The sequence below is a fragment of the Kribbella sp. NPDC043289 genome (assembly GCF_056436705.1).
Map to the genome: position 1 here is coordinate 117,372 of NZ_JBWKCB010000009.1, position 17,261 is coordinate 134,632.

The window sequence follows — 17,261 nt, forward strand, 5'->3', positions numbered from 1 at the left end:
GTCCTGATGGAACCGGGGCAGTTCCGCGTGCCGCTGTGCCTCTCGGACACCACCAGGAGTGCGAGAGGAGGTAGTAGTGGGTGTCTACTGGGCGATCGCCGTCCGGTCCTTCCGGCGATTCTCGACGTACCGGATCGCCAGCGTGTCCGGCATCTTCACCAACACGATCTTCGGGTTCATCCTGTGCGGCGTCTATCTGACCCTATGGCGCGAACGCCCCGGGCTCGGCGGGTACGACGTTCCGGACGCGCTGACGTTCGTGTGGTTGCAGCAGGGTTTGCTGATGCCGGTCGGGATCTTCGGCGCGACCACCACGAACGAGCTGGGGGAGCGGGTCCGCAGCGGCGAGATCGCCGTCGACCTGTACCGGCCGACGCAGCTGTTGCTGTGGTGGATGTCCGTCGATCTCGGGCGGGCGATGTTCCAGCTGCTGGTCCGCGGCGGTGCCCCGTTGCTGGTCGGCGCGCTGGTGTTCGACCTGAAGTTTCCTTCGAGTGTGAGCCTGTGGCCGGTGATCGCGCTCGGGCTGGTGCTCGGGATCCTGGTCAGCTTCACGATCCGGTACCTGGTGGCGTTGTCCGGGTTCTGGATCACCGACTCGCGCGGGATGGAGCATCTCGCGCTGGTGCTGTCACTGTTCTTCGCCGGGACGATCCTGCCGCTGGTCGCTTTCCCCGGTTGGATCGGTACGTTCGCGCGCGGGACGCCGTGGGCCGCGACCATGCAGGTGCCGATCGACATCTGGCTCGGCCAGAACCCGGGTGGGACGGGCGCGGCGCTGATGTTCCAGGTGGGCTGGCTCCTGGTGCTGCTGCTGATCGGACAGTTCGCCACCACGCTGGCGACCCGGAAGGTGGTGATCCAAGGTGGTTGAGCGTGTCCTCCGGGCGCCCGCGCAGTACTGGATGCTGATCGTGTTGTGGATCCGGTCCGCACTGGCGTACCCGGCGTCGTTCGTGCTGATGCTGGTGAGCTCGATGCTGGTCACGGTGACGGACTTCATCGCGGTGCTGTTCATGTTCAGTCACATCAGGTCGTTCGGCGGGTTCACGCTGCCGGAGATGGCGTTGCTCTACGCAACGGCCTCGATGGCGCTCGGGGTAGCCGATCTGGTCACCGGGTCGATCGAGCGGGTCGGCGAACGGATCCGGACCGGCTCGTTCGACGCGTACCTGATCCGGCCGGTGCCCGCGTTCCTGCAGACCGCGGCGGACGGGTTCGCGCTGCGCCGGCTCGGCCGCCCGCTGCAGGCCGCGACCGTGCTGGTGCTCGCGCTGATCAACCTCGAGGTCGACTGGACAGTTGCCCGCGGCATCATGCTGGGCGTCTCACTGGTCGCCGGATCGGTGATCTTCGGCGCGCTGTTCGTGCTCGGCGGCGCGTTCCAGTTCGTCTCGGTCGACTCCGCCGAGCTGGCCAACTCGGTCACGTACGGCGGGCAGGCGCTGACGCAGTTCCCGCTGACGATCTTCGGCAAGGAGATCGTGCGGGCCGTGACGTTCGTCGTACCGCTTGCCTTCGTCAACTACTACCCGGTGCTGTTCGTCCTGGGGAAACCGGCCCCGCTCGGCCTGCCGTCCTGGTTCGGGCTGCTGTCGCCGCTGGTCGCCGTCGCGATGGTCGCCCTGGCGTCGCTCGCGTGGCGGGCCGGTCTTCGTCGCTATCGCAGTACAGGGAGCTGAAGTGCCTGTTATCGAGTTGGAGGACGTGTCGCGCGCTTTCACCGTCGCGTCACGCAACGGATGGCGCCGTACCCGGCGGGAGGTGCGCGCGGTCGACGGGCTGTCGTTCACCGTCGAGCCGGGGGAGGTGGTGGGCTACATCGGGCCGAACGGTGCCGGGAAGTCCACCACGATCAAGATGCTGACCGGCATCCTGGTTCCTTCGGGAGGAACGATCCGGGTGGCCGGCGTCGACCCGTCGCGGCACCGGTTGAAGCTGGCGAAACGGATCGGTGTCGTCTTCGGCCAACGCACCACCCTGTGGTGGGACCTGCCGTTGAAGGACTCGTTCGCCGTCCTGCAGAAGATGTACGACGTCCCGCTCGCCCGGCACCGGGAGAACCTGGCGACGTTCGTCGAACTCCTCGACCTCGGCGACCTGCTGGACGTTCCGGTCCGTCAGCTGTCCCTCGGGCAGCGGATGCGCGGTGACATCGCGGCCGCGTTGCTGCACGACCCGGAGATCGTCTACCTCGACGAGCCGACGATCGGGCTGGACGTGATCAGCAAGGCGCGGCTGCGCGAGTTCCTCGCCGAGGTCAACGCGGAACGCCGTACCACGGTCATCCTCACCACCCACGACCTGGACGACATCGAGGCGCTCTGCACGCGCGTGATGATCATCGACCACGGCCGCCAGATCTTCGACGGAACCCTGCCGCAGCTGAAGTCCAGCCAGTCCGCGCCCCGCACCCTGATCGTCGACCTGGCCACGTCCCTCCCACCGATCGAGATCCCCGGCACCACCGTCACGAAGGTCGACGGCCCCCGCCAGCACCTCACCTTCCCCGCCACCACCAGCGCGGCCCCGTTGCTGGCCGAGATCGCCGCCAACTACCCCCTGATGGACGTCTCCATCGCCGAACCCACCATCGAATCGGTCATCACCCAGCTCTACACCCCCGCCACCACCTAGCCCGTCGACAACTGCGTTACGGAATAGGTGGGTGGGTGACCTTGGCGTGGGGCGGTCGTTGAAATCCGGGTAGGGACCCAACCGAACGGGGTGGATCGGGGGTAGAGAAGGTATGCCGACGATGACGGGTGAGCCGGTGGTGGAGGCGGTCAGACCTCCGCGGGACGGGCCCGGGTTCGTCGCCTGGGTGCGGCCACACCTGGCGGCGATGGCCCGGTTGGCGGGGCGGCTCGCGGTGGGTGCGGACCGCGACGACATCGTCCAGGAGGCGCTCGCGCGCGCCTGGGCCAAGCGATCGCAGTACGACGCCGAGCGCGGTACCCCCTCGGCCTGGCTGCTCGCGATCACCGCCGACCAGGCCCGCAAGGCGGTACGCCGGATGCGCCCGGGTGGACTGCACCTCGAACTGGCGGCCGACGAGTTCGACACCCAACCGGTCGCGCGCCCCGATCTCGACGCCCGGATGGATGTCGACCAGGCGATCCAGTCGCTCGCGGCCCGGCAGCGGCTCGCGGTGGACTGCTACTACTTCGCCGACCTGTCGATCGCCGAGACCGCGGCCGTCATGGGCTGCTCCGAAGGCACCGTCAAATCCACTCTCTCCGACGCCCGCGCCCGACTGCGCACGCTGCTGGAGGTCACCGAATGAGCCCGAACGGCGGGCCGGAGGACAGCGCATGAACCCGGTTGACGAAGTCGACGATCTGCTGACCCGCGCGGGTCATCGGTGGCGGGCCGACCAAGCGCCGCCGCCCGAGCCCGATCTCGAGTACATGCTGAGGGGTGGCCGCAAGCGCCGCCGGTGGGTGCCGGCGCTCGCCGCGGCCAGCGTGGCGGTGATCGCCGCCGGCGTGGTCGCGGTGCTGCCGGGACACGACACGACTCAGCCCGCGAGCAGCCGGGCCGCGGGTAGCACCGAAGGCTTCAGCGCGCAGAGCTCCCCGCGAGCGGTTGCTCAGAGCAACGACCAGCTCCTGGTGAAGCCGGGCGACACGGTGCAGGCGAGTGGTCTGGTGATCGCCGCGCCGGGGAAGGCGCCGGTCTACTGCTCGGCCGAGGGCGGTCCCGACATCGGCTATCAGCCGGGGAAGCAGCCGGCGCCGTCCTGCGCGCCGGAGTTCACCGTCACGCTGAAGGGCGTCGATCTCGACCGCCTGACCGAGCCGCGAACGACGGACGGCGTGCGCTCCGGCCGGGCCAAGCTCGTCGGGATCTGGGGCGACCGCTCGATCGACGTCCAGCAGCAGGCCGCGCCGACCACCCCCGCGGCGTGGACCTTCCCGCCGCTGCCGTGCGCGGCGCCGGCCGGCGGCTGGGTGTCGAAGCCCAGCAACGTCAGCTCGCCCGCGGTGACCGCGTTCCTGGCCGCGCACGCGGATCAGATCTTCGGGCCGGTCATCCACTACCCGAACGGTCACGCGCGCAACGCCCCGGTCGTTTCCATGGTCGGGGTCGCGCACGGCGATCTCACCGTGCTCCGCGCGGCCCTCGAGAAGGTGTACAGCGGGAACCTCTGCGTCGCGCCCGTCCTGCTGAGCCGCTCCGACAACGAGCGGATCGTCAACGCCGTGACCCCGCTGATGCAGGACAAGAACCTCGGCGTCCAGGGCGCCGCTGGTTCGGACCCGGACGGCGGTCGCGCGAAGGTCTCGATGATCGCCTACACGCAGCAGGTGAAGACGGCGCTGACCCCGATCGGGCTGGACACCCTGCAAGTGATGCCGGCCGTCACCCCAGCCAAGTAAGCCTCAGTTGGTCAGCAGGCTCGGGTAGTCGTGGAAGAAGTCGACGAGCATGCGAGCGGTCTTCGCGGGCTGGTCGATAGCAGGTGAGTGGCCGGCGTCCGGAATGACCTCGGCCTCCACACCGAGGCCGGAGGCCATCTTCTCCTGCACAGCGATCGGCCAGCCGTCGTCCGTCGCGCCGTGCAGTACCTGAGCGCGGACGCCGGTCTTGGCGAGCTGCTCGGTCTTGTCCTCGGCGTCGGTCAGCCGGCGAGTGATCTGGGCCAGGCTGGCCGGCACGTTGCTGGTGAAACGTTTGCGCAGAAAGGCGGCGATGTCGCTCGGCGGAGCGACGTACCCGGGGGCCTCGCTGTCGTGGCCGATTTTCATGTCGTACACCTGCTCGATCGGCAGGTTCTCCAGCCCGAACGCGAGCATCTGCAGGCCCTGCACCGTCGCCTCGTCGGTGAACGCGGCCGGGCCCGAGCAGAGCAGGCTGATCGTCGAGAACACCGACGGGTCGGTCAGCACCGCCTCCCGCGCGACCAGTCCGCCGAACGAGTGCCCGACCAGCTGGCTGTATCCGCCCAGCGCCTTGCTCATCGCCACCACGTCCGCACCGAGCTCAGCGAGCGAGTACGCCGATGTGTCGGCCGGACCCGCAGTCTCGTACTGGCCGCGCTGGTCGACCGCCACGGTCCGCCAGCCGTACCGGCACAGGTGGTCCACCAGCGGAGCGAAGTCCTCCTTGCTCCCCGTCCACCCCGGTACGAGCAGGACCGTGCCGAGCGGCGTACCGATGTCGGGTACGGCGGTCAGCGTGGCGAACGCGCCACGGTCGGTCTCGAGGATCTGGGGGTGCACCCCGGCGGGCAGCGTCAACGTACGCGGCGTACTCACAAGTAGAAAGGGTACCGGTCGCCGGGTGCCGCCGCCTCGGAGCAGCGATGTCCGAGGTGCGGCACAATGGCCGGGTGCCTCGCACTCTCGCCGTCGCCAATCAGAAGGGCGGCGTGGCCAAGACGACCACCGTCGCCACCCTCGGCGCAGCCCTGGTCGAGCTCGGCCAACGGGTGCTGCTGGTCGACCTGGATCCGCAGGCCTGTCTGACCTTCTCGGTCGGCATCGATCCCGAGGACCTGGACAAGTCCATCCATCAGGTGCTGCTCGGCGGCGTCCGCACGCGCGACGTCCTGATCGAGTTCGAGGACGCGCCCGATCTGCTGCCGTCGACGATCGCGCTCGCGACCGCCGAGGTACGGCTGGCCGCGGAGAGCAGTCCGGAGCAGGTACTCCGCAACGTGTTGCGCCCGCTGCGATCGTCGTACGACTGGATCATCGTGGACTGTCCGCCGACGCTCGGGCTGCTCACCGTCAACGGGTTGTCCGCGGCGTCCGACGTACTGATTCCCTTGCAGTGCGAGACGTTGGCACATCGTGGCGTAGGGCAACTACTCGACACGGTGTACGACGTCCAGCGGCTGGCCAACCCGGGTCTGCACGTGCTCGGCGTCCTCCCGACCCTGTACGACGGCCGCACCACGCATGCCCGGACCGTCCTGGAGACGATCGCGGACACGTACTCGCTGGACGTCCTGCAGCCGGCGATCCCGAAGTCGATCCGGTTCGCGGAGGCGCCGGCGATCGGCGAGACGATCCTGAGCACGGCGCCGGCCTCGCCCGGTGCGGAGGCTTACCGGGCGTTGGCCGGCGCGCTGCTCGACTGAGCCGCTACTGGTTGTTCGGAGCCTGCGGTGCGGCCTGGTTCGTCGGCCGCCGCAACCGATGCCGGAACCGCCGCAGTGGTACGGCGATGATCGCGATCAGCACGAGGAACGGGAGCATCGCCCCGACCGCCGTCGCCAGCGCGGAGAACGCGGCCGAGAATGCGTGCCAACCGCTCTTAAGACCGGCCAAGAAGCCCTTGTCCGGCACCTTCTCGGCCATCACCGGCTCGCTCTTCTCGGTCAGCGTCAGCGTGAGCGTGGCCAGATCGGTCTGCAGAGCCAGGTTCTTCTGCTTCGCCAGCAGGGCTTCCAGGTCGGACTCGCGACGGGTCAGCTCGCTCTCGACCGAGACGATCTCGCCGATCGTGTTCGCCTTCGCCATCAGGGCGCGCATCCGGTCCAGGCTGGCGCGCTGCGACTCGATCCGGCTCGCGACATCGACGACCTGCTCGGTGACGTCGGTCGACTCCTGGTGGATCTGCAGGCGTTTGCCCAGGTCGGAGAGCCGCTGGATCGCGGTCTCGAACGACTTGGTAGGGACCTTGAGGACGAGGTTGGCCCGGGTGACCTTGCCGTCCGGGTCGCTGCCGGTGTCCTCCGACGCCACCTGACCGTCCAGCGCGGCGATCGCCGTGACCGCCTTCTGCCGCATCCCGGACACGTCGTCGCCCTCGACCGTCAGCGAACCGGTCTTGATGATCGCGCGGGTAATCTCCGGGTCGTTCTGGCCACCGGCCGAGCCCGAGGCCTGGGGCTTGCCGGCCTGTGACTGCCCTGCCTCTGATTGCCCGGCTTTTGATTGCCCGGCTTGCGGCTGAGCTTTGCCGCTGGTCCCACCGGAGTCCTGCTTGGATGCCGGCGCGCTGTCGCTGGTCGCGCTCTCGTCGCCGCCGGCACCGCACCCGGCCAGCAACACGACCCCCACCGCAGCCAGCACGGCCGTCACGGCTCTGATCCGCCCCATCACCCAGCCCCTCTCTCGTGGTTACCGCCCTAGGACGGCCCACGCGGGGCTGGGTGTTGCAGCCTCAGATCACCATTGGGAAACGGTCACTCCGGCGCACTGAAGATCGGCGCCGCCGGCGCCTTCTTCGCGGTCTTCTTCGCCGCCGCCTTCTTCGCCGCCGCCGCCTTCTTGGCCGGAGCCGCCTTCTTGGCCGGAGCAGCCTTCTTCGCCGCCCGCTTCACCGGCTTCTCAGCCGCCTCGCCGGCGTCGACCTCGGCCGCCGGGGCCTCAGCCGCCGCCGTCTTCCGGGCGCGAGTGCGCTTGACCGGCTTCTCAGCCGCCTCAGCCTCGGGTGCAGACTCGACCGTCGCAGCGGGCTCAGCCGTCGTACTCACCGCAGCCTTGCGCGTCCGGGCCCGCTTGACCGGCTTCCCCGCCGGCGCAACGTCCGCCTCGGCCACGGCTTCAGCCGTCGTCGCCTCAGCCGCCGTACTCGCCGCGGCCTTGCGGGTCCGCGTGCGCTTGGCCGGCTTCTCCGCCGCCTCAGCCTCAGGTGCAGACTCGACCGGCGCGGCAGGTTCAGCCGCCGCAGCCTTGCGCGTCCGGGCCCGCTTCACCGGCTTCTCCACCGGCGCCTCGACGCCCGCCTCGGCCACGGCATCGGCCGTAGCCGCCTCCGCGCCAGGCTCCGCCACGGTGCTCGCCGCAGCCTTACGCGTCCGGGTCCGCTTGACCGGCTTCTCCGCCGACTCGGCGACCTCAGCCTCGGGCGCAGACTCGACCGCAGCAGCAGATTCAGCCGTCGCGCTCTTACGCGTCCGCGTCCGCTTGGCAGGCTTCTCCGCCGGCGCCTCGATGCTCCCGCCCTCGACGCTGCCGGTCTCGAGGCTCCGGGCCTCGACGACCTCAGCCTCGGCGACCCCGGTCGGGGCAGCCGGGCTCGCGCCGGTCTCGGTCGCGACGGTGTCCGTCGTGGTCACCTGCGAGTTCGTGGACTTCCGGTTGCGGTTCCGCTTGCGCGGCTTCCGCGCCGGCGCCTCCCCAACGGCCGCCCCACCCGTGACGCCGCCGTCGGTGACGGCCGGTACCTCGGTCTTGGTGGTGACGTCGGCGAGCTCCTCGAGCGGCTGCCCGGCCCGGGTGCGCTTCCGCGTCCGGTTCCGCTTGCGCCCCGGCCGCTCGTTCTCACGCTCGGGCCGACCGCCACGATCGCCACGATCGCCACGATCGCCACGATCACCACGATCACCACGACCGCCGCGACCAGCACGACCACCGCGCTCGTCCCGCGCCTCGGTGACCTCCTGCGGCGCGCGCGCCGGACGGATCCGGCCCTTCGCGTCGGTCGGGATCCCGAGGTCGTGGTACAGCTCCGGCGAGGTGGAGTAGATCTCCTGCGGCTCGTCGTACGGCAGGTCGAGCGCCTTGTTGATCACCTTCCACCGGGTCAGGTCCGGCCAGTCGACGAAGGTGACGGCGATGCCGCTGGCCCCCGCGCGCCCGGTCCGGCCGATCCGGTGGATGTAGGCCTTCTCGTCCTCGGGACAGGTGTTGTTGATGACGTGCGTGACGCCCTCGACGTCGATCCCGCGGGCAGCGACGTCGGTGCAGATCAGTACGTCGATCTTGTCGCCGCGGAACCGGGTCAGCGCCCGCTCCCGGGCCTGCTGGTTCAGGTCACCGTGGATCGCGGCGGCCTTGAACCCGCGGTCCTGCAGGTCGTCGGTCAGCCGGGACGCCTCGCGCTTGGTCCGGCAGAAGATCATCACCCGGCCGCGGTCGTCGGCCTGCAGGATCCTGGCCACCACCTCGGGCTTGTCCAGGTCGTGCGCGCGGTAGACGAACTGTGCCGTGGTCGGCACCATCTCGGTGTCCTCGTGCGACTCGGCCCGGATGTTCAGCGGGTGCCGCATGTGAGTGCGGGCCAGCCCGATCACGGCCGCCGGCATCGTTGCCGAGAACAACATCGTCTGGCGCAGCTCGGGCGTCTTGCGGAGGATCCGCTCGACGTCGGGCAGGAAGCCCAGGTCGAGCATCTCGTCGGCCTCGTCCAGGACCAGCACCTTGATGTGGCCGAGATCGAGTACGCCGCGGTTCGCCAGGTCCAGCAGGCGTCCCGGCGTACCGACGACGACGTCGACGCCGCTCTTCAGCGCGTCCAGCTGCGGCTCGTAGGCGACACCGCCGTAGATGGTCAGGACCCGCACGGTGCGCACGGTGGAGGCCGTCGTCAGGTCCTTGGCGACCTGGATGGTCAGCTCTCGGGTCGGGGTGACGACCAGCGCCTGCGGCTTGCCGGGGGCGGCGAGTTCGTCGTAGTCGGGCTCGCCGGGGGAGATGGTGCGCTGCAGCAACGGAATACCGAAGCCGAGGGTCTTACCGGTACCGGTGCGGGCCTGGCCGATCAGATCGGTGCCCATCAGGGCGACCGGGAGCGTCATCTCCTGGATCGGGAAGGGTTCGACGATACCGACACGGTCGAGCGCGTCGCAGATCTCGGGGAGCACCCCGAGCTCTCGGAAGGTGGTCAGGCTGATCGCCTCTCACATGCTTGTACGGACAGATGCTCAGTGGCCGGGCGCCTGGGGTCATGAGACCCCGATCGTGAGGCGCGGGGACACTGTGCAAGCACCTCGCACCAGCTTGCCCATCTGGGCGCGTCACCGGCGAATCGCCCACCAGTGTAACCGCAGCAGCTGTCAACGCCGCTTCGTGTGGTGTGCGCCACTCGCGGGACAGATGACGCGGAAGCGGAGAGGGACGAAGTGTGGCACGCCGCACGCGCGCTCGGGGGCAGATAGGGTGCCGGGCATGGAGCAGACGGCCTTTGATGATCCCGCCTACCGGGCCGCGGCGGTGGATCTGCTGGGTGTGCTCGCGTACGGCGAGCTGACCGCCTTCGAGCGGATGGCAGAAGACGCCAAACTGGCGCCGACGCTGGACGACAAGGCGGAGCTGGCGGCGCTCGCGACCACCGAGTTCGGGCACTTCCAGCGACTCCGGGACCGGCTCGTCCAGCTCGGCGTGGACCCGATGGAGGCCATGCGCCCGTTCGTCACGCCGCTGGACGCGTTCCACGACCACACCGCCCCGTCGGACTGGCTCGAGGGTCTGGTCAAGGCGTACGTCGGCGACGGGCTGGCCAACGACTTCTACCGGGAGATCGCCTCGTTCGTCGACGCGGAGACCCGGGCGCTCGTGCTCGAGGTGTTCGCGGACTCCGGTCAGGCCGAGTTCGTCGTCGACCGGGTCCGGGCCGCCATCGACGAGGACCCGAAACTCGGTGGTCGGCTGGCGCTGTGGGGCCGCCGCCTGGTGGGCGAGGCCCTCAGCCAGGCGCAGCGGATCGCCGCCGACCGCGACTCGCTGACCGCTCTCCTGGCCGGCAGCGTGGACCGGCCCGGCCTCGACCTGGCCGCGATCGGCCGGATGTTCACCCGCCTCACCGAGGCCCACACGGCCCGGATGACGGCCCTCGGCCTTCAAGCCTGACCCCTCGGAAAGCGCAACGGCCGCCTGCCCGGGGTGGGCGGCGGCCGTTGAGCGCTGACTGTGTCAGGCGGCTTTGGTCTTACTGTTGCGGGACGAAATGATCGCGACCACGATCGCGGCGCAGATGATCTGGATCAGGTACTGGATCCAGTCCGGGCCCGGGGTGTCCTTGACGCCGAGCAGTTTGGCGATCAGACCGCCGATGAAGGCGCCGATACCGCCGCCGAGGATGGTCCAGCCGAGGCTGATGTTCTGCTTGCCGGGGAGCACCAGCCGGGCCAGCGGCCCGAAGATGATGCCCGCGATGAGACTGACGATGATCATCCAGATCCAGTAACCCACGATGCCTCCTTGTGAGGTGGAGGACCTGCGTCCGGTCCGGTGCCCCGTGACAAACCAGACCAATCACGACGCAGGTCTACCGCCATCGTGCCCGTCGAGCGGCCCCAGCGAACCGGGACACGCTCTACTGTGTCCGGACCGCGATCAGATCGCGCCGAACCCGACCTTGCGGGTCGATACCTCGCCGATCTCGACGTACGCCAGCCGGTCGGCCGGGACCAGCACCTTGCGGCCCTTCTCGTCGGCCAGCTCCAGCAGGCCGCTCTTGCCGCTGAGCGCGTCCGCCACCAACTGCTGAACCTCTTCCGGGCTCTGCTCGGATTCCAGAACCAACTCGCGATTGGCGTGCTGTACGCCGATCTTGACCTCCACGAAACCCTCCGGGCACACGCTCCGACCGGCGGCTCTCGCCGGTGACCCTTCGAGCCTATCCGCTCACGTCCCCCGGCTCTCACCCGTCCGCCCAGAGCAGAACCTCAGGACGGTGGTACGGGCGTCAGCCGTCGCTGCGTGGGAAGCCCCGGATACCGCGCCAGGCCAGGGACGCGACCAGGTCGGCGGCGTGTTCCTGGGGGATCGACGGGTCCCCGGCGCCGAGCCAGTAGCGGGCGCTGACCTGGGCCATACCGACCAGGCTGACGGCCAGCACCATCGACTGCTCGCGGCTGAGGCCGGCGTCGGCGCTGATCACCTCGGAGACGGCCTCGGCACAGGCGTGCGTGACCCGGTCGACCCGTTCCCGGACGGCCGGCTCGTTGGTCAGGTCCGACTCGAAGACCAGGCGGAACGCGCCCTGCGCGTTCGCCACGTAGTCGTAGAAGGCATGCATCGTCGCCGCGACCCGGAGCTTGTTGTCCTCGGTCGACTTCAGTGCGTCCTGGACGGACGCGACGATTGCCTCACAGGACGTGTCCAGCAGCGCCAGGTACAGCTCCAGCTTCCCGGGGAAGTGCTGGTAGAGGACAGGCTTGGAGACTCCGGCCCGGTCCGCGATGTCGTCCATCGCGGCCGCGTGGTACCCGTTCGCGACGAATACTTCCTGGGCCGCCTCGAGCAGCTGCGCGCGGCGGGCCAGCCGGGGCAGGCGGCTGCCACGCTTGGGTGCGGTCTCAGGTGTCGTCGACACGGTGGTGGCTCCTTCGGGTGTGACGTTCCACGAATCCTACCCAGCAGTCCTCCTCGCCAGTAGCTTCCCCGCCGAACAGCGTTCCGGCACGCGTGCGTTCAGCAGTGCGCAGTCGTGCCCAATACCGCTCAGTGGCGGCAGCTCAGCGGTAGTCGTCCTCGCCGGTGTCGCCGATCGAGCGGCGCTGTTCCTCGACGTCGGCGGGATCCGCCTCGTTCGGCAGCCCCGTCTCCTCGGGCCGGTCGTCCACCGTGCTCGAGGCCAGCCGCTGCTCCAGTACGTCGGCCTCCGACGCCTCGTCAGGCAGCGTTCCGTCGCCCGCGCCCTCGTAGTCGGTTTCGCTGGTCATGCGACTCGCTCTCCTCTCGGACTGCGACAGCTATGACTCACCTACGTGTGTACCACCTACACCCAGCTACACCCCAGCTACCCGACTGTCGGCAACGGCTGCGGATCGTCGTACAGGCCCTCCAGGACGTCGCCGTACTCCTCGATGCGGGCCAGGACGTCGTGCGGGAGGAATCTGAGCTCTTCGGGTGACGTGGCGGACGCCACCTCGTCCCAGTCGATCGGTGTGGACACGCGGGGCTCGTCGGAGCCGCGGAGCGAGTACGGCGCCAGCGTGGTCTTCGCGCTGGCGTTCTGGCTCCAGTCGATGAACACCTTCCCGGGCCGGAGCGCCTTGGTCATGTTGGCGGTCACACTCTCCGGCAGAGCCTCCGCCAGCTGTTCTGCGAGCTGTTTTGCGAACGCACTGGTCAGCTTGGAGGACGCGGGCTCGATCGGCACGTACAGGTGCATGCCCTTGTTCCCAGAGGTCTTCGGCCAGCCTTCGAGACCGTAGTGGCCCAGCAGTTGCCGCAGCGCGAGCGCGACGTCGCAGCACTCCACGACGGTCGCCCCGGGCCCCGGGTCGAGGTCGAACACGATCAGATCGGCCTGCGGGTTCTTACCGTCGTCGGACAGCCCGATCCGCCACTGCGGGATGTGCAGCTCGAGCGCGGCGAGGTTGGCCAGCCACACCACGGTCTGTACGTCGTCCGCGACCACGAAGTCCGCCACGTCGCGCCCGGTCGAACTACCCGGTGTAGGCAGCGTCACGGTCCGTACCCAGGCCGGCGTACCGCGGGGAGCGTTCTTCTCGAAGAAGTACGCCGCTTCGGTGCCGTCCGGCCAGCGTTTGCGGGTCAGCGGCCGGTCGGACAGGTGAGGCAGCAGCAAGGCGGCGACCTGGTGGTAGTAGTCGATCACCTCGGCCTTGGTGAACCCGGTCTGTGGATACAGCACCTTGCCGAGGTTGGTGAGCTTCATCGTCTGCCCGTCCACCTCAGTGGTCAGCTGCTGCTGCGCGCCCGCCATACCTCCATGTTTCCATCTGCAGACCGTCTTACCATGGGAACCGTGGATAGTTACGGGCCAGTAACTGGGGACGCCGCACCGCTCGAGCTGCAGGAGTGGCCGGAGCGGCGGGTGCCGGTGGCGGGAGTGGATCTGCTGGTCAGGGACGTGCCTGGCGCGGCGGCGGACCTGCCGCCCGCGCTGTTCGTCCACGGCCTCGGTGGGTCGTCACTGAACTGGACTGCCCTCGGCACGATGCTGAACGACACCATCCGGGGTATCGCACCCGATCTGCCCGGCTTCGGCCGTACGCCGCTCACCGGCGTGATCGGGATCTCGGAGCAGGCCGCACTCCTCGTCGAGCTGCTGGAGAAGCAGTTCGACCGGCCGGTGCACGTGTTCGGGAACTCGATGGGTGGGGCCGCGTCGGTGGCGCTGGCCGCGCAGCGTCCTGATCTGGTCGCGTCGTTGACGCTCGTCTCGCCCGCACTGCCGCATCCACGGGTGTCCGCGAGTGCGCTGTGGTTCGCCGCCCTGGCGACTCCGCGGCTCGGTCCCGCCGTACTGGAGCGCACGGCGCGGATGCCGTTCGACCAGCGGTTCCAGGCCTCGCTGTCGATGGTGTTCGGGGACCCGCGGACGCTGTCCCCAGAGGTACGGGCGGCGTACGAGGCGGAACTGCACCGGCGCGACACCGACCCGTGGGGCCGGCAGGCGACGGTGGAGGGTGCTCGGAGCATTCTGCGGTCGTCGCTCGCCAGACCACGCCGGTCGCTGTGGGCGGACGCGGCCACGGTGGAGTGCCCGGTGCTGTTGATCTACGGCGGCAGAGACCGGCTGGTCGACGCCCGGATCCGCACCAAGGCCCAGCGCACGTTCCCGAACGCCCGGCTGCTCTACCTGCCGCAGTCGGGTCACGTCGCACAGATGGAGCACCCCGATCAGGTGGCCCGCGCGGTCCGTCAGCTGATCTCCTGATCGAGTCGAATCCGAGGCTCGACTGAGACACGACTGAGCAGCCCGTCCGGTCAACTTTCCTCTCGCCTGACAAGTAGTACAGGTGACCTGTTGGGACGAACGAGAGGACCACTGTGCGAGGTATCGGCAGAGCCGCCCGAAGTCTGTCGTTAGGAATGGTCGCACTACTCGGTGTGGGGACACTGACCGCAACAGCCGCGCTGCCGGCGCCACCTGCGGTTGCTAAAGGCAACCAATCGGACGTGCGTCCGGTAGCCGGTGGTTATCAACTGACACTGCATCTGGACGCACCCGCCGCGATGCGCGCCTCGCTTCCGCTGCTGGCGGTCGACGGCAAGCCGCTGGGCGTCGCCAAGCAGTCGGTGGACCGCAAGACGCTGACGCTGGTCAGTGCGGATCCCTCTGTGCTGACGGCCCGCGACGTAAGCCTGGTCTGGTCCGGGGACCTGGGGAAGCAATCCAGCAAGAGTCGTGGCATCACTGCCGGCGGCCCGACGGATGCCGACTGGCTGAAGGCGCGGCGTGGTCCGTTGCTGCCGTCCGACCCCGGTGCACTGGGCAAATACAAGGTCGACACCGCGGAGTACAACCTGGGCGACGAGGCGATCGAGCTGCCCGGTCTCGGTCACAAGTCGGAGCTGCGTGGAAAGGTGTACTCGCCGCGTGGCGCACTGGGGCCGCGGCCGCTGGTGATCTTCCTGCACGGCCGCCACGAGGTCTGCTACGGCGAGCCGACGCACCCGTCCGACGACGCCAAGCCCTGGCCGTGCCCGCCGGGGATGAAGGCCATCCCGAGCTACCGCGGGTACGACGCTCCGGCGACCGCGCTGGCCAGCAACGGCTACCAGGTGGTCTCGATCAGCGCCAACGCCGTCAACGCCTGGGACAGCGAGGTGTACGACGCCGGCGCGCAGGCGCGGGCCGAGCTGGTCCTCGACCATCTCGCCCTGTGGCGGAAGTGGTCGACCATCGGCGGCGGGCCGTTCGGCGCCCGCTTCGTCGGCAGGATCGATCTGCAGAACGTCGGCCTGATGGGGCACTCACGTGGCGGTGAAGGCGTCGCCCGCGCCGTAGTGCTGAACGCGGACCGCGGCGGCCAGTACGGGATCCGTGCGGTCCTCCCGCTCGCACCCACGGACTTCGCCCGGGCCACGGTGCCGGGTGTCGCGATGAGCGTCGTCCTGCCGTATTGCGATGGCGACGTGTCGGATCTGCAGGGTCAGAAGTTCTACGACGACACCCGGTACTCCGTCGACGGTGACGCCGCGCCGCGGTCCACTGTCACGGTGCTGGGCGCCAACCACAACTTCTTCAACACCGAGTGGACGCCCGGGCAGTCCGTCGCACCGTCGAACGACGACTGGTTCGGTGACGAGAAGGCGGCGCCCTGCGGTACGAAGTACCCGGGCCGGCTGACTGCCAAGGAGCAGCAGGCGGTCGGTACGGCGTACGTCGCGGGGTTCTTCCGGCTGCAGCTGGGACGCGAGACGCAGTTCCTGTCGCAGTTCGACGGGTCGGACTCGCGAGCGGCGTCGGCTGGGAAGGCCGTCGTACGAGTGGTGTCGCAGGCGCCGGTGGGGTCGCGGCGGGATCTGAACGACTTCGACAAGGCGCTGCCGGCCGGTGCGGTCAGCCCGAAGGTCTCTGCGAACGTGTGCGCCGGAGTGGCCGACGCAACGTCGAAGTCCAGTACTCCGGCGTGCATGGCGACCGATGACTGGGCCAGCGCACCGCACTGGGGTACGGCGTGGTTCGCAGCGAAGACGCCGACCACTGCGGTCACCAAACTGAAGTGGACGGGCACCAATGGGGTCGTGCGAGTCGACGTGCCCGCCGGCCAGCGCGACGTACGTCGTTTTGCGGCTCTGACGTTCCGCGCGGCGCCGGACCCGAATGGTGCGCCGAAGACTGACCTGACGGTGCGCGTGGTCGACGGCCACGGGAGCGCGGTCGCCGTACCGGTGTCTGCGGTCAGTGACGCGCTGGTGCGGATGCCGGGGAGCAACGACGGCAGTGGCCTACCGAAGAACCTGCTGCGAACGGTGCGCATCCCGGTCTCGTCCCTGACGGGCGTGGACCTGCGGGATGTGCGTGCGGTGGAGCTGAGGACCGACCGTGTGGCCAGCGGGTCGGCGTACGTGAGCGATCTGGGGTTCTCGTCGCCCGGACTCGGGTTCTCGGCCCCCGCGACGCTGCTGCCGAAGCTGTCGGCGTCCAACGTCACAGTCCAGGAGGGGGACAAGGGAACGCGGACGGTGGACTTCTGGGTCCGCATGTCCCGTCCGAGCATCCGACCGGTCAGCGTGTACGTCGAGACGAACGGCGACCTTGCGGAGACGGTGGGCGAGGTCTCGCGGCAACTGGTGTTCAAGCCGGGGCAGGTACGGCAGAAGGTGACTGTGCCGATCACGGGGAACACGCGGGACAGCTATGACATCAAGTTCAGCCTGGTGCTGTCGGTGCCGCACGACGGGCTGCTGGACGAGTCCTTCGGGCACGGTCTGGTCGTCGACGACGACCCGACGCCAACGCTGACGCTCAGCAACCTGAAGACGGTCGAGAAGACCGGAGTGGTCAGCTTCGGAGTCAAGCTGTCCGCACCGAGCGACAAGTATGTGTCCTTCAGCGGGGTCCTCAAGAACGGTGCGGCGGTCTTCGGCAAGGACTACACCGACGCGGACGAGGGACCGGCGGCCCCGGTCATCGACGGCTCAGTGGAGCCAGGGAAGACCACCGGCAACCTGGCGGTCAAGATCCTCGACGACAAGCTCAAGGAACCCGCCGAGACCTTCACGGCCGTGATCCAGAAGATCGACGGTGCCACCTTGAAGGTCCCCACCACCCTGACCGCCACGATCACCGACAACGACTGAGACGGAGGTACCGGATGGTGGACTCCGCAGAGGGCGGTTGGGATAGTGCGGGAACATGGGGGAGGGACAGATGGTTGA

17 protein-coding genes are annotated in these 17,261 nt (G+C 69.1%); 9 read left to right on the plus strand and 8 right to left on the minus strand.

Going from position 1 to position 17,261, the window contains the following annotated elements; translation table 11 throughout:
* Window positions 1–76 precede the first annotated feature (76 nt).
* From AC0662_RS36820 to AC0662_RS36840, 5 genes are all read left to right on the plus strand, one after another.
* On the plus strand, window positions 77–874 hold the full coding sequence (locus AC0662_RS36820) for an ABC transporter permease (RefSeq protein WP_452202734.1): 798 nt from the start codon (window positions 77–79) through the stop codon (window positions 872–874).
* Complete coding sequence (locus AC0662_RS36825; RefSeq protein WP_452202736.1) at window positions 867–1,682, plus strand: ABC transporter permease; 816 nt, start codon at window positions 867–869, stop codon at window positions 1,680–1,682. The genes AC0662_RS36820 and AC0662_RS36825 overlap by 8 nt, the downstream gene beginning before the upstream one ends.
* Before the next feature lies 1 nt (window position 1,683).
* A complete protein-coding gene (locus AC0662_RS36830; RefSeq protein WP_478306448.1) occupies window positions 1,684–2,637 on the plus strand; it encodes an ABC transporter ATP-binding protein in 954 nt (317 codons plus the stop codon).
* A gap of 112 nt (window positions 2,638–2,749) precedes the next feature.
* On the plus strand, window positions 2,750–3,286 hold the full coding sequence (locus tag AC0662_RS36835) for an RNA polymerase sigma factor (RefSeq protein ID WP_478306450.1): 537 nt from the start codon (window positions 2,750–2,752) through the stop codon (window positions 3,284–3,286).
* Between the two features lie 28 nt (window positions 3,287–3,314).
* On the plus strand, window positions 3,315–4,382 hold the full coding sequence (locus AC0662_RS36840; protein WP_478306452.1) for a hypothetical protein: 1,068 nt from the start codon (window positions 3,315–3,317) through the stop codon (window positions 4,380–4,382).
* A gap of 3 nt (window positions 4,383–4,385) precedes the next feature.
* Here AC0662_RS36840 and AC0662_RS36845 read toward each other — a convergent pair whose 3' ends face one another.
* A complete protein-coding gene (locus tag AC0662_RS36845; RefSeq protein WP_478306454.1) occupies window positions 4,386–5,261 on the minus strand; it encodes an alpha/beta fold hydrolase in 876 nt (291 codons plus the stop codon).
* Window positions 5,262–5,335: 74 nt separating this feature from the next.
* On the opposite strand from AC0662_RS36845, the gene AC0662_RS36850 reads away from it, so the two are divergent.
* Window positions 5,336–6,088 (plus strand): ParA family protein, encoded by a 753-nt coding sequence (locus tag AC0662_RS36850; protein ID WP_452202745.1) that lies wholly within the window; start codon window positions 5,336–5,338, stop codon window positions 6,086–6,088.
* Window positions 6,089–6,092: 4 nt separating this feature from the next.
* Here AC0662_RS36850 and AC0662_RS36855 read toward each other — a convergent pair whose 3' ends face one another.
* Window positions 6,093–7,052, minus strand: coding sequence for a DUF4349 domain-containing protein (locus tag AC0662_RS36855; RefSeq protein WP_478306456.1), 960 nt, complete (start codon window positions 7,050–7,052; stop codon window positions 6,093–6,095).
* A gap of 86 nt (window positions 7,053–7,138) precedes the next feature.
* Complete coding sequence (locus tag AC0662_RS36860; protein WP_478306458.1) at window positions 7,139–9,541, minus strand: DEAD/DEAH box helicase; 2,403 nt, start codon at window positions 9,539–9,541, stop codon at window positions 7,139–7,141.
* A 304-nt stretch (window positions 9,542–9,845) separates the two neighbouring features.
* On the opposite strand from AC0662_RS36860, the gene AC0662_RS36865 reads away from it, so the two are divergent.
* A complete protein-coding gene (locus AC0662_RS36865) occupies window positions 9,846–10,526 on the plus strand; it encodes a ferritin-like fold-containing protein (RefSeq protein WP_452202751.1) in 681 nt (226 codons plus the stop codon).
* A 63-nt stretch (window positions 10,527–10,589) separates the two neighbouring features.
* On the opposite strand, the gene AC0662_RS36870 is transcribed toward AC0662_RS36865, so the two are convergent.
* The 5 genes from AC0662_RS36870 to ligD all read right to left on the minus strand — a co-directional run bounded on the left by AC0662_RS36870 (window position 10,590) and on the right by ligD (window position 13,353).
* Complete coding sequence (locus AC0662_RS36870; protein ID WP_387781908.1) at window positions 10,590–10,868, minus strand: GlsB/YeaQ/YmgE family stress response membrane protein; 279 nt, start codon at window positions 10,866–10,868, stop codon at window positions 10,590–10,592.
* A 144-nt stretch (window positions 10,869–11,012) separates the two neighbouring features.
* Window positions 11,013–11,240 carry a DUF3107 domain-containing protein gene (locus tag AC0662_RS36875; RefSeq protein WP_452201218.1) on the minus strand — a complete coding sequence of 76 codons (228 nt, stop codon included), beginning with the start codon at window positions 11,238–11,240 and terminating at the stop codon, window positions 11,013–11,015.
* Between the two features lie 124 nt (window positions 11,241–11,364).
* Window positions 11,365–11,994 carry a TetR/AcrR family transcriptional regulator gene (locus AC0662_RS36880; protein WP_452201220.1) on the minus strand — a complete coding sequence of 210 codons (630 nt, stop codon included), beginning with the start codon at window positions 11,992–11,994 and terminating at the stop codon, window positions 11,365–11,367.
* Between the two features lie 142 nt (window positions 11,995–12,136).
* On the minus strand, window positions 12,137–12,343 hold the full coding sequence (locus AC0662_RS36885; RefSeq protein WP_452201222.1) for a hypothetical protein: 207 nt from the start codon (window positions 12,341–12,343) through the stop codon (window positions 12,137–12,139).
* A 77-nt stretch (window positions 12,344–12,420) separates the two neighbouring features.
* Window positions 12,421–13,353 (minus strand): non-homologous end-joining DNA ligase, encoded by a 933-nt coding sequence (gene ligD / locus AC0662_RS36890; RefSeq protein WP_478306462.1) that lies wholly within the window; start codon window positions 13,351–13,353, stop codon window positions 12,421–12,423.
* A 42-nt stretch (window positions 13,354–13,395) separates the two neighbouring features.
* On the opposite strand from ligD, the gene AC0662_RS36895 reads away from it, so the two are divergent.
* Together AC0662_RS36895 and AC0662_RS36900 are read left to right on the plus strand one after the other, a co-directional pair.
* On the plus strand, window positions 13,396–14,310 hold the full coding sequence (locus AC0662_RS36895; protein WP_478306464.1) for an alpha/beta fold hydrolase: 915 nt from the start codon (window positions 13,396–13,398) through the stop codon (window positions 14,308–14,310).
* A 242-nt stretch (window positions 14,311–14,552) separates the two neighbouring features.
* Window positions 14,553–17,183 (plus strand): Calx-beta domain-containing protein, encoded by a 2,631-nt coding sequence (locus tag AC0662_RS36900; protein ID WP_478306466.1) that lies wholly within the window; start codon window positions 14,553–14,555, stop codon window positions 17,181–17,183.
* Window positions 17,184–17,261: the final 78 nt, after the last annotated feature.

Bases quoted from the DNA above. Each gene is read 5' to 3' on its own strand.
- AC0662_RS36835 (WP_478306450.1), top strand. From the start codon at position 2,750: ATGCCGACGATGACGGGTGAGCCGGTGGTGGAGGCGGTCAGACCTCCG.
- AC0662_RS36840 (WP_478306452.1), top strand. From the start codon at position 3,315: ATGAACCCGGTTGACGAAGTCGACGATCTGCTGACCCGCGCGGGTCAT.
- AC0662_RS36855 (WP_478306456.1), bottom strand. From the start codon at position 7,052: ATGGGGCGGATCAGAGCCGTGACGGCCGTGCTGGCTGCGGTGGGGGTC.
- AC0662_RS36865 (WP_452202751.1), top strand. From the start codon at position 9,846: ATGGAGCAGACGGCCTTTGATGATCCCGCCTACCGGGCCGCGGCGGTG.
- AC0662_RS36885 (WP_452201222.1), bottom strand. From the start codon at position 12,343: ATGACCAGCGAAACCGACTACGAGGGCGCGGGCGACGGAACGCTGCCT.
- ligD (WP_478306462.1), bottom strand. From the start codon at position 13,353: ATGGCGGGCGCGCAGCAGCAGCTGACCACTGAGGTGGACGGGCAGACG.